This is a genomic window from Pseudonocardia sp. Ae150A_Ps1 (genome assembly GCF_001932315.1).
In the GTDB taxonomy this organism is placed as follows: Bacteria; Actinomycetota; Actinomycetes; order Mycobacteriales; family Pseudonocardiaceae; genus Pseudonocardia.
This window is the reverse complement of record NZ_MCIJ01000001.1, coordinates 1,920,384-1,931,810: the sequence shown is the minus strand read 5'-3', so window position 1 is coordinate 1,931,810 and position 11,427 is coordinate 1,920,384. Positions and strand designations below refer to the sequence as shown.

Genomic DNA, 11,427 nt, shown 5'->3' with positions numbered 1-11,427 from the left:
GTGGGAGACGGGGGATGCGGCGGGGAGCGGCCGCACCCCCCGCGGCTCAGGCCGAGTAGAGCGACTCGATGGTCTCTGCGTACTTGTCGGAGATCGGGCGCCGCTTGAGCTTCATCGTGGGGCTGAGCTCGTCACCGCCCGGGAGCCACTCGTCGGGCAGCAGCACATAACGCTTGACCTGCTCGACCCGCGCGAGCCGCTCGTTGGCGGCCTCGACCGCCGCGTCGATCGCCGCCACGATCTCGGGATGGCCGACGAGCTCCTCGACCCGGGTCGGGCCCCCGACGGTGGAGGCCGCCACTTCCACGTCCAGCACGAGCAGTGCGACGTTGTACGGCCGCGAGTCGCCGATCACGACGGCCTGCCCGACCAGTGGGCTGGCCTCCTTGAGCTTGGCCTCGATGTTGGAGGGCGACATGTTCTTGCCGAAGGCGCTGATGATCAGCTCCTTCTTCCGGTCGATGATCTGCAGCCGACCGTCGGCGTCGTGAGAGCCGATGTCACCGGTGTGCAGCCACCCGTCGGAATCGATCGTCTCGGCCGTCAGTTCGGGCTGGTTCAGGTAGCCGCTCATCAGGAAGGGGCTCCTAAGGAGGATCTCGCCGTCCTCGTCGAGCCGCAGCTCCAGTCCCGGGAGGGGGTAGCCGACCGTTCCGGTCCGGACGTCGTCGAGCCGGTTGATCGAGCCGAACGCCGTGCACTCGGACATCCCCCACGCCTCGAGAGCGGGGAGCCCCAGCGCGAGGAAGAAGCGTACGAGTCCGGGTGGGACGGGAGCGGATCCGGTGAGGGCGACCTCGACCTGGTCGAGTCCCAGTTTCGCGAGAATCGGTGTGAGTACCTGCTCGCGGGCGTGGTGGTAGCGATCGGAGAGCTCGGTGGGAACCGGCTGTCCGGTCTGCTGCAGTTCGATCACCTCGAGCCCGGTGGCGATCGCCTCCCGGGTGGCGACAGCTGCCGGCTCGGCCCCGGCCGAGCGCGCCTCGATGGCCGAACGCAGCTTCTCGAACAGACGTGGCGGGGAGAACACGTAGTGCGGCCGGACGTCGGTGAGGTACTGCGGCACCAGCGACGGGTGCGGGCAACTGGTGAGTGTGAGTCCGTACCGGATGCCGCGGTAGTGCGAGAACATGCGTTCCGCGACATGGGCCATCGGGAGGAACGAGATGACCCGGCCCCCCTCGACGGTGCCGGTGACCTGGTCCAGTGCATCCAGGCTGCCCAGCACCGCACCGTTGCTGAGCACCACCCCCTTGGGGTTCCCGGTCGTCCCGGAGGTGTAGCTGACAGTGACAGGGTCTTCTGGACGGACGGCTCGCCAGGCGGCGTCGAAGTCGAAATCGTGAGGGGCGTCGGCGATCGCGTCGGCCATTCTGCGGTCGCCACCGGTGTCGGCGAGCGAGACGAGGCTGAACGGTCGTGCACCGACCGAACGGGCCTGCTCGAGGACGGGCAGGAAGTCCGCTTCGGCGATCACGACGGAGACGTCCGCGTTCTCCAGGATCCACGCGATGTCGTGCGGGGGCAGCGTCGCATAGATCGAGATCGGGATCGCCCCGATGTGCACGGCGGCTGTGTCGACGAAGCGGAAAGCAGGTCCGTTGGCGGTCATGATCGCGACGGTGTCGCCGCGACGGAGTCCCAGAGCCACGAGTCCGCCCGCGTACTCCCGCACCATCCGGCCGTATGCCGCCCAGGAATAGTTGGTCTCCCCGCCAAGGGTGCGCAGGGCCGTGCGCTCACCGACCCGGGCGACCGTTGCCTGGAATGCCTCGGGGACGGTGGTGACGGCGACGGCTCCGGTGTCGGGGGCGGGCTTCGCTTCGGGGGCAGATGTCACGTGGAACTCCCTGGATGCGTCGTTGCGATCGAACGGGTGTGGCGGCCCGGCGTGTCGGTGCAGAGCTGCTCGGCCGCCCTTGTTCAGCGCAACCCGAAGGTGGACGAGATGATCTCGCGCTGGATCTCGTTCGTCCCCGCGTAGATGGTCGCGGGGATGCTGGTCCGGAGGTGTTCCTCCATGCCGTACTCGGTGGCGTAGCCGTATCCGCCCATGAGCTGCACGCCTTCGAGGGCGACCTGCTTGGCGGTCTCGGTGACCTTCACCTTGGACAGCGAGGTACGGCGAACGAGGTCGTCCGGGTCGCCGCCACCGGCTTCGGCCCGGGCCACCGTGTCGTAGGTGAGGGCACGGGCAGCCTCGATCTCGATGGCCAGGTCGGCTACGCGATGCCGGACAGCCTGGAAAGTGCCGATCGGACGACCGAACTGCTCCCGCTCGCGCAGATAACCGAGCAGATCGTCGAAGGTCCGCTGCGCCATACCCAGTCCCTGAGCGGCAGCGACCAGCCGCTCGCCGTTGAGACCGGCCATGACCTGTTTCCACGCCGCGCCGACGGTGCCGACCACCGCGTCGCCCGGGAGTTCGACGTCGGTCAGGTAGAGATCGTTGACCTCCCGGCCGCCCATGGTCTCGATCGGGCTGATCTGCAGACCCGGGGTGTCGGTGGGGAGCTCGAACATCGTGAGGCCGGCGTGCGGCTTCGCGGAGCGTTCCGTGCGGGCGACGAGCAGGATCGAGCCCGCGTACTGCGCGTCGGAACACCAGGTCTTCTGCCCGTTGATCCGGTAGCCGTCGCCGGTCGGCTCGGCCCGGCACGCCACGGCGGCCGCGTCGGAACCGGCCTGCGGTTCCGAGATGCTGATCGACATCACGGTGCCGCCGGCGATCGCCGCGAGCGCGGACTTCTTCTGCTCCTCGCTCCCGAAGTGCTTGTAGACGCCGGCGACCGTGTGCGAGGGACCCGCACCGTGCAACGGGGCGAGCCCACGGAACAAACCCTCGAACAGCAGGCACTGATCCATCAGCCCGCCGCCGGATCCGTCGTACTGCTCGGGAATCCCGACACCGAGCAAGCCGGCGTCCGCGAACTTCGCGTAGAGCTCCGGGCTGTGGGAGTCGCGGCCACCGTCGGTCAACGCGATGCGTTGTTCGCGCGTCCCCGCCTCCCGGCGGCAGAAGTCCGCGACCGCAGCAGCGAACGCCTGCTGCTCGTCGGTGAATCGTGATGCGCTCACGGCGCATGCTCCTCACGTCGTCGTGGAGGTCGCGCCGGTGGATCACGTGTCGTTGCGTACGGCGCAGGTCAGGACCGGCCGGAGCCGGAGCCTTACTGTCGACTTATGAGTCGAACCGTCTCAATAGTAGGAACGGCGACCGCCTCTGTCAACGGCGATCGGAACGATCGTTCTGGATCAAGTTCGCGGCCGGGGGCTGATGAGCCGGATGACGGACTCTGCGATGTCGTCGGTGGTGTGACCGTCGCTGGACCGGTACCAGCGGGAGACCCAGATGCACATGCCGAGGAGGAGCCGGACGACGACCTGGGGGTCGTCCTTCTCCAGTACTCCGTCGACCATCGCCGCGTCGACGGCGCGGAGCCAGATCTCCTCGTGCCGGCGCCGGAAGTCCTGCCAGCGTTCGTAGACCTCGGGAGGCAGTCCGGCGCCGCCGTAGAAGACGGTCATGTACCGGCGCATGCGGATCGCGGCGTCGACGTGCACGCGGATGAGCGTGTACAGGTGCTCCCGGGCGTCGGAGTCGGCCGAGAGGGCGTCGGAGGCTCGTTCGTAGAGGTCTCTGGTGCTCCTCTCGAAGAGGATGCCGAGCAGGTCGTCCTTGGTCGGGACGGTGCGGTAGAGGGTCGCTCGCGACACCGACAGCTTCTCGGCGGTACCCCCGATCGAGACGTTGTCGAAGCCGCCCTCGGCGAAGAGCTCCGCGACCGCGTCCGCGACGGCGGCCGGGTCGATGTCGCGGCGCGGGCGTCCGCGTGGGCGCCCGGAGGCGGTCTGTCCCTGGCTCGAGCGTTTCGCCACGTCGACTCCCCTGTAGTGCAGATTCTAATTCGAGACGGCGTGAATCATAACCGGAGGAACGTCCAGAGGTCGGTTGACGGCCCGGGGTCCGCCGACGATAGTTATGGAACGATGAGTCTCGAAAATGAAGTCAACGAGGTCGGAACCTGGGTCCCGGTCCCCTACGGCGGAGACAGCGCGGAATGGGCCCGCTGGGCAGAGTCGATGCCCGTGTCGCGCCAGCTCGACATCGAGTGCCTCGACATCGCGGAGGGGCGCGCGCAGCTGCGTCTCACGAGGTCGGACTGGGTCCTGAATGCGAACGGTGCGGTCCACGGCGGCCTGGTCACGGCGTGGGCGGACCAGTGCTTCGGCATCGTCGCCGTGACCGCGCTGGCCGAGGGGCTGCTGCCGGCCACCGCGACGCTGACCGCGGAGTTCCTCCGTGCTGCACATCCACCGCTGCTCTTCGACTGTGCGGTCGACCGGGTGGGCCGAACGCTGGTGTTCGTCTCGGTCGAGGTCACCGGGGCGAAGGGACGGACGGTGGCGCGATTCCGCGGAACGATGGCGGTCGACGGCTCGTCCCGGCATCTTCCGGCCGATGCGGCCGCGAAGGGCACGTCATGAGCGGTGTCGACGTCGGCCAGGGTGTGCGGCTCTTCGTGCAGGATCTGGGTGCCGAGCACCCCGGAACGACACCACTGGTGCTGCTGCCCGGCTTCGGTATGACGCACGAGGTCTGGGACCGGCAGGTCCGTCTGGCCGCTGCGACGCGGCGTGTGCTGGCGCTCGACCAGCGGGGTCACGGCCAGTCCGATGCACCGCTGGACGGTTACGACCTCGACACGCTCGTCCGGGATCTCGTGGCCGTGCTGGACGCGTGCGGGGTCTCGAGGGCCGATGTCGTGGGATGGTCGTTCGGTGGCCAGGTCGCCTTCCGCGCAGCGGCCGCCCACCCCGACCGCGTCTCGCGCCTGGTGCTGGTCGGTTCGAACGGCGTCCGTGCGTCCCGCTCGGATGCCTTCCCGTTCGGTCGCGATGCGGAGAAGGCGGAGAGAGCGATGCTCGACGCCGAGCACGCTGACCGGATAGCCGCCCGCCGCACCTTCATCGCCGCTGCCTTCGCCCGCGAGCCGCGCCCCGACGTCCTCGACCACCTCGGCGGTCTGTCGCTGCGTATGCCGTCCTGGGCCGCGGTCGAGTGCGCCCGGACGATGTTCCGTAGCGATCTCACCGCGGATCTTCCGGCGGTCACGGCACCGGTGTTGCAGGTGATGGGTGCCGCGGACCCTGTGCACCGGATCGAGGGCGCTCGGTGGCTGCAGGAGCGGCTCGCCGATTCTCGCCTGATCGAGCTGCTCGACTGTGGGCACTACCCGATGTTCGAGGCGGCGGACGCCTTCGACGAGGCGCTGTCCGGGTTTCTCGGTCTCTGATGCCGCCGACGGTGCCGCCCCGCCGGGATCGGCAGGGCGGCACCTCTCGTCAGAGGCCGGCCGCCTTCGCGATGATCACCTTCATGATCTCGCTCGAACCTCCGTAGATCCGGCTGACGCGACCGTCGAGGTAGGCCCGGCCCAGCGACGAGCTCCATCGGTACCCGTCGGAACCTGCCAGCTGCAGGCAGCGGTCGACCACCCGTCCCTGCAGCTCGGTGCAGTAGAGCTTGGCCAGGGCGGCATCGGCCCCGTCGAGCTCGCCGGCGACCAGGGAGGCGAGTGAGGTGTCGACGAGTGCCCGCCCCGCGCGCACCTCGGTGACGCAGCCGGCGATCTCGAACTTCGTGTGCTGATCGGTCCGCCGGTCGGCGAGCATCTCGGCGGCCGTGTCGACAGCCGCCTCCGCGGCCGCCTGTGAGTTGATCGCGATCGAGAGCCGTTCCTGGGCCAGGTTCGCCGAGAGATACCGGAACCCCTCGTTCTCCTCGCCCAGCCGGTTCGTCACCGGGACCCGCATGTCCGTGAACGCCAGCTCCGCGAGGTCCTGTGCCTTCAGGCCGAGCTTGTCGAGCTTGCGGCCCCGCTCGAACCCAGGGGTGTCGGTCTCGACCACCAACAGGCTGATGCCGTTGCGGCCGGCAGCAGGATCGGTCTTGACCGCGAGCACGACCAGATCGGCCGCGGCGCCGTTGGAGATGAAGGTCTTGGCGCCGTTGACGACGTAGTGATCGCCGTCGCGCGGACCGCGCGCGTGGCCATCGCCTTCATGTCGGATCCGGCCGCGGGCTCCGACATGCCGAGCGCGACGACGGCCTCGCCCGCGACCAACCGCGGGAGCCACCGCTGCTTCTGCTCGGGGGAGGCGTACTCGAGGAAGTACGGCATACAGATGTCGGTGTGTACCCGCAGTCCTCCGACGGCGAGGAACAGCCGCTGGATCTCCTCGGTGACCACGGCGCTGTGCCGGAAGTCCGAACCGGGAAGGCCGCCGTACTCCGCAGGTACCCCGATTCCCAGGATGCCGAGCTCCCCGGCGCGCCGCCAGAAGTGCCGTGAGGGCCGTCCGGACTCCTCCCACTCGGGGTAGGCCGGCACGACCTCCTCGGTCAGGAACTCCCGGACCGTCGTCCGGAACTTCTCGTGCTCGCCGTCGAACACGGAGCGGGTGATCAACGGAAGTCCATCCAGTGACCGTGCGGGGTCCAGCCCATCATGAAGGGCAGCTCGATCCGGCAGATAGGGCCCTTGGTGATGTCGTGCGTGTCGAAGATCTGGTACTCACCGCGCTTGTCGGCCCACCACGACACCGGGACGATGATGTATCCGTCGCCTTCGGGCGAGTCCTTGTGGCGGGGCGCGAACGTCGCCTCGAGCACGGCCGCGGGCTCGTCGGTCCGGATGACGTGCTCCTGGCTCGCCATCGTCTGCATGTCGGTCACGACGAGGCTGTTCATGCGCATCCCGCCCCGCTTGATCTCGCCACCGACCTGGTAGCCGAAACGGTAGCCCTTGCCGTAGAACCGCTCGTCGACCTTCGGCAGCTCCGAGGGCTGGTCGGAGAGCTGCTCGGACTTCGCCTTGCCGGTCCGGAGGTCGATCGTCCACCTGCCGAGATGACTCTTGGCGATCGAGAAGAACAGCGCGACGTCGTCACCTGCCGCGAAGTCCTGCTCCAGCGGGAACGGTGGACGGTTGAAGATCGGGCCGTCCAACGTCAGGGTGTTGCCGACGACGTTCGCCGACAGAGTGTGCATGACGTACTGCGGCTCGAGGTCGGTGGTGATGTAGCGGACCGGTGCCTGGAGATCGTGGCGCGGGATCAGGGCGAGGACGATGGGGAGGTCGGGTTCCCACCCGAAGACACTGGTCTCCTGCTTGGTGATCCGGTCCTTGTCGATGAGGAAGGGCTGGAACGGCATCACCATCCAGTCGGGAGTGAGCCAGATGTCGTGAGCCACGGTGTTGTACGGGGCATCCCACAGTTCCCGGGTCTCAACTCCGCCGTCGGGGTGGACGACGTGCACCGTGACGTAGGGCGCGGTGTCGCGGTAGGCCCAGCCGTAGAGGATCCCGGTCTCGTGATCCCACTTGGGGTGCGCGGTGAACGTGGCGTCACCGTAGGCCGCCGGCTCGTGGATGCCGGCGGAGAGCTTGGGGGACCAGTTCACGATCCCCTTGGTCTCCAGGGTGATCGGGTCCAGCGCGATCGGAGCGCCATCCTGCTCGGACGAGGCCACCATCTCGCCGGCGAACGGGAAGACGTTGATGTTGTTGGTGCCCTGCGGGACGCCGGTGGTGTACCTGTCGCGCTGCACGTCGCCGTAGCCGTAGGTGCGCCAGTCGTTCCAGGCGCCGTCGGTCCACTCGAACATCCCCCGCTCGTGCTTCTCCTCGAGCAGGTACTTCGGGGTACGGACCCAGCGGTTGCGGAAGTCGGCGCGCCCGTCGCGGATGACCAGGCCCTGCACCATCCCGTCCATGCCGAGCAGGCCGTTCGTGCCCTGCCGGGTCGGGCGCTTCCAGGTCGGCCCCACCCGGTAGAACCCGCCGGCGAGATCCTTCGAGATCTCTCCTTCGGACACGATGCACTCGTCGACGGTGGCCTCGAAGCGCATGGGCTTGAACGGGCCCGTGAGACGTGCTTCCTCCGGCAGTGGATACCCCATGGCACAACCCTTCAGTCGATGTCGGTGAGCGATCTGTCCGGCGCCGTGTGACGTTCGCGGCCCTCCGATCGCCGCTACGACTGCCTCAACTGTAAACGATCGTTCCGCAATGCGACAGGTGGAGTGGATCAGACGGCAACAGGGAGGCAGGTCAGATGCTGTTTCCGGGCAGGCAGGCGATGTCGAGTGGCCCCGGATCGCTTCGGAACGACGCCGCACTTCGTTGCTCCGGTCCGGGGTTGACCTCGCCGACCTGCGTGGCATATATTTGAGACGTTCCGACTCGTAAAAGTGGAGGCATCCACTGACCGCGGTGCGGCGGCAGCTCGGCCGCCGGGGGTCCGCGGCCCTCCGAAAGGGGCAGTGATGAACGACGGCGTTCGAGAGGAGTGGACCGGTGACCCCGGGCGTTCCGACGTCGATGTCGACCGGCTGCGCCAGGCCTTGGCGGGCGGGAACATTCCGACCCTGCTCATGGTGCTGGCCCACGTCACCGGCGACGACTCCTGGCTGGAGGGGGACTTCCGTCCGCAGCGTCCGAAGGGGCTCGACGACAACGATTCCGGTGGACTGCCGGACGCGGTCCAGGCACAGATCCGCGAGGCGGTACTCGATCTCGTGGTCTCGGGCGCCGAACCGGCGTCCGATCCGGCCCCCGAGCGGGTCGCGCGCATGCTCGAGGTGGCGATGGGCGAGGACGTGCCCTCCGAGTACGGGCCACTGCTCAGTGAGGAACTCGGTATCCGGAGCCGGGACGTCCGGATCGACTCCGGCCGGCGCGACGTCGACGTCCTGATCATCGGGTCCGGGCTCTCCGGGCTGTGCATGGCCGTCAAGCTGGAGGAGGCCGGTGTCCCGTACACGATCCTCGAGAAGAACGACGAGGTCGGTGGCACCTGGCTGGAGAACACCTACCCCGGGTGTGGGGTGGACACCCCGAGCCACCTCTACTCGTTCTCCTTCTTCCCGAACACCCGGTGGGACCGCTACTTCGCCAAACGGCCGCAGGTGTCGGCATATCTGGAACGGCTCACGGACGCGCACGGGGTGCGGAGGAACATCGAGTTCGGGGTCGAGGTCGAGAACGCCGAGTTCGATTCGACGTCCGACACGTGGCGGGTCAGCACCGTCGACTCCGACGGCATCCGGGCGACGAGGAGCTCGCGCGTCCTGATCTCCGCGGTCGGAATGGTGAACCGGCCCTCGGTCCCGCACCTGCCGGGGCTCGACAGCTTCGAAGGGCCGACCATGCACACCGCCGAGTGGCGGTCCGACGTCGATCTCGCGGGGAAGCGGGTCGCCGTGGTCGGGACCGGGGCCAGCGCGATGCAGCTCGTGCCGTCGGTCGCCGAGGACACCGAGAGGATCACGGTCTTCCAGCGGTCGAAGCAGTGGGCGCTGCCGCACCCGAACTACCATCGTGCGGTCAGCGAGGACGTGAAGCACCTGATGGAGGTCGTGCCGTACTACGCAGCCTGGTACCGGCTGCGGGCCTTCTGGAACTTCTCGGACAGGCTCCACCCCTCGCTGCAGATCGACCCCGACTGGCCCCATCCGGAACGGTCGATCAACGCGGTGAACGATCGGCACCGCGTGTTCCTGACCGAGTACATCCGTAGCGAGCTGGGTGAGCAGGCCGACGAGCTCCTGGACGCCTGTCTGCCCGACTACCCGCCCTACGGCAAGCGTCCGCTGCTGGACAACGGCTGGTACCGGACCATCCGCCGTGACGACGTCGAGCTCGTGACTGAGGGAGTCGCGGAGATCCGGTCCGGTTCCGTGGTGTCGGACTCCGGTGAGGAGCACCCGGCGGACGTCCTCGTGCTCGCGACCGGGTTCAAGACCTTGCAGTTCCTGTGGCCCATGGAGATCCGCGGCCGGTCCGGCCAGACCATGCGGGACATGTGGGGCAAGCAGGACGCCCGCGCGTACCTCGGCATCACCGTCCCGGACTTCCCGAACTTCTTCATCCTCAACGGGCCGAACACCAACGCAGGTCACGGCGGGAGCGCGATCATCGCGACCGAGTTCCAGGTCCGCTACGTGATGCAGATGATCGGCGCGATGATCTCCGACGGTCTGGCCACGACCGAGGTCCGCAAGGACGTCTTCGACGAGTACAACCGCGAGCTCGACGAGGCCCTGTCCCACTCGATCTGGGTGCATCCCGGGATGACGACCTACTACCGGAACGATGCCGGACGTGTGGTCATCAGCAGTCCGTGGAAGTACCTCGACTACTGGCAGCGGACGCTGCAGGCCGATCTGGGCGACTATCACGTCGAATCCGGTGCCGACGTGGATCGGGCAACGGCGTGAGCGGCGGACCGCTCGCGGGCCTCAAGGTGATCGAGCTGGCCGGCATCGGCCCCGGCCCGTACGCGGCGATGCTGCTCGCCGACATGGGCGCCGACGTCCTGCGGATCGACCGACCGGGTAGCGGGGGGAGTGCCGTCCCTGCTGCGCAGGACGTCCTTCGGCGAGGTCGGCGCAGTGCCGTCCTGGACCTGCGGGACGAGCGAGGGGTGCGGGCCGTCCTCGATCTGGTCTCCTCGGCGGACGTGCTGATCGAGGGGTTCAGGCCGGGGGGCACGGAGCGGATGGGGCTCGGCCCGGACGACTGCTGGGCGGTGAACCCTGCATTGGTCTACGGACGGATGACCGGCTGGGGCCAGGACGGGCCGTTGGCCCGGACCGCGGGCCACGACATCGGCTACATCGCACTCACCGGCGCGCTGCATGCGATCGGTCGGGCCGACCAGCCGCCCACCCCGCCGCTCAATCTCGTCGGGGACTTCGGCGGGGGAGCGACCTTCCTCGTGATGGGCGTTCTCGCCGCCCTCTGGGAGGCGCGCGGGTCGGGCCGCGGCCAGGTCGTCGACGCCGCGATCGTGGACGGCGCGGCGTCGCTGACCGGGCTGCTGCACGGGATGCTCGCCGCCGGTCTCTGGCGGGACCGTCCTGCGTCGAACATGCTCGACACCGGTATGCCCTGGTACGACGTGTACCCGGCGAAGGACGGCGGGCACCTGGCTGTCGGCGCCCTGGAGCCGGCGTTCTTCGCGCAGTTCGTCGACGTACTAGGGATTGAGGCCGACGAGTCGGACCGCCGCGATCCCTCACGATGGCCGGCGCTGCGGGAGCGCATCGCTGAGGCATTCGCTGCTCGTGACCGCGACGAGTGGGCTGCCGAGTTCGCAGCGACCGATGCCTGCGTCGCGCCCGTACTCGGGTTGACGGAGGCGGCGAAGCCCCCGCATCTCAAGGCGCGGGAGACCTTCGTCGAGATCGGGGGCATCGAGCAGCCGGCGCCCGCTCCCAGGTTCAGCCGGACCGCCTCCGAGGTCCCCGACGCGCCGGTGGAGCCGGGCACGCACACCCGGCAGGCACTCGCCGAGTGGGGGATCACGACGGTGGACGAGCTGATCGAGGCCGGTGTGGCACAGCAGCACTGAACCGGT

The 11,427-nt window shown here is 68.5% G+C and carries 9 protein-coding genes and 1 pseudogene; 4 read left to right on the top strand and 6 right to left on the bottom strand.

Features of this window, described 5'->3' with window-relative positions; translation table 11 throughout:
• Positions 1-46: 46 nt before the first annotated feature.
• From Ae150APs1_RS08760 to Ae150APs1_RS08750, 3 genes are all read right to left on the bottom strand, one after another.
• Positions 47-1,840 (bottom strand): AMP-dependent synthetase/ligase, encoded by a 1,794-nt coding sequence (locus Ae150APs1_RS08760; RefSeq protein ID WP_075296855.1) that lies wholly within the window; start codon positions 1,838-1,840, stop codon positions 47-49.
• Between the two features lie 83 nt (positions 1,841-1,923).
• On the bottom strand, positions 1,924-3,078 hold the full coding sequence (locus Ae150APs1_RS08755) for an acyl-CoA dehydrogenase family protein (RefSeq protein WP_075296853.1): 1,155 nt from the start codon (positions 3,076-3,078) through the stop codon (positions 1,924-1,926).
• Between the two features lie 177 nt (positions 3,079-3,255).
• Positions 3,256-3,879, bottom strand: coding sequence for a TetR/AcrR family transcriptional regulator (locus tag Ae150APs1_RS08750; protein ID WP_075296851.1), 624 nt, complete (start codon positions 3,877-3,879; stop codon positions 3,256-3,258).
• A 210-nt stretch (positions 3,880-4,089) separates the two neighbouring features.
• Here Ae150APs1_RS08750 and Ae150APs1_RS08745 point away from each other — a divergent pair, with 210 nt between their 5' ends.
• Both Ae150APs1_RS08745 and Ae150APs1_RS08740 read left to right on the top strand, forming a co-directional pair.
• Positions 4,090-4,488 (top strand): PaaI family thioesterase, encoded by a 399-nt coding sequence (locus Ae150APs1_RS08745; protein ID WP_075329510.1) that lies wholly within the window; start codon positions 4,090-4,092, stop codon positions 4,486-4,488.
• Entirely contained in the window at positions 4,485-5,297 is an 813-nt protein-coding gene (locus Ae150APs1_RS08740) for an alpha/beta hydrolase (RefSeq protein WP_075296849.1), read from the top strand. The genes Ae150APs1_RS08745 and Ae150APs1_RS08740 overlap by 4 nt, the downstream gene beginning before the upstream one ends.
• A gap of 49 nt (positions 5,298-5,346) precedes the next feature.
• On the opposite strand, the gene Ae150APs1_RS08735 is transcribed toward Ae150APs1_RS08740, so the two are convergent.
• The 3 genes and pseudogenes from Ae150APs1_RS08735 to Ae150APs1_RS08730 all read right to left on the bottom strand — a co-directional run bounded on the left by Ae150APs1_RS08735 (position 5,347) and on the right by Ae150APs1_RS08730 (position 7,966).
• Positions 5,347-6,141, bottom strand: a complete 795-nt coding sequence (locus tag Ae150APs1_RS08735; RefSeq protein WP_349289875.1) for an acyl-CoA dehydrogenase family protein — start codon at positions 6,139-6,141, stop codon at positions 5,347-5,349.
• 32 nt (positions 6,142-6,173) lie between these two features.
• A pseudogene (locus tag Ae150APs1_RS34565) lies at positions 6,174-6,395 on the bottom strand (acyl-CoA dehydrogenase family protein); the annotation flags it as partial.
• A gap of 74 nt (positions 6,396-6,469) precedes the next feature.
• Positions 6,470-7,966, bottom strand: a complete 1,497-nt coding sequence (locus Ae150APs1_RS08730; protein WP_075296848.1) for a carotenoid oxygenase family protein — start codon at positions 7,964-7,966, stop codon at positions 6,470-6,472.
• Between the two features lie 366 nt (positions 7,967-8,332).
• On the opposite strand from Ae150APs1_RS08730, the gene Ae150APs1_RS08725 reads away from it, so the two are divergent.
• Positions 8,333-10,285, top strand: coding sequence for an NAD(P)-binding domain-containing protein (locus Ae150APs1_RS08725; RefSeq protein ID WP_075296847.1), 1,953 nt, complete (start codon positions 8,333-8,335; stop codon positions 10,283-10,285).
• Positions 10,282-11,421, top strand: a complete 1,140-nt coding sequence (locus Ae150APs1_RS08720; protein WP_212567183.1) for a CaiB/BaiF CoA-transferase family protein — start codon at positions 10,282-10,284, stop codon at positions 11,419-11,421. The genes Ae150APs1_RS08725 and Ae150APs1_RS08720 overlap by 4 nt, the downstream gene beginning before the upstream one ends.
• Positions 11,422-11,427 lie beyond the last annotated feature (6 nt).

Coding starts and splice junctions, on each gene's coding strand:
- Ae150APs1_RS08740 (WP_075296849.1), top strand. CDS start 4,485: ATGAGCGGTGTCGACGTCGGCCAGGGTGTGCGGCTCTTCGTGCAGGAT.
- Ae150APs1_RS08730 (WP_075296848.1), bottom strand. CDS start 7,966: ATGGGGTATCCACTGCCGGAGGAAGCACGTCTCACGGGCCCGTTCAAG.
- Ae150APs1_RS08725 (WP_075296847.1), top strand. CDS start 8,333: ATGAACGACGGCGTTCGAGAGGAGTGGACCGGTGACCCCGGGCGTTCC.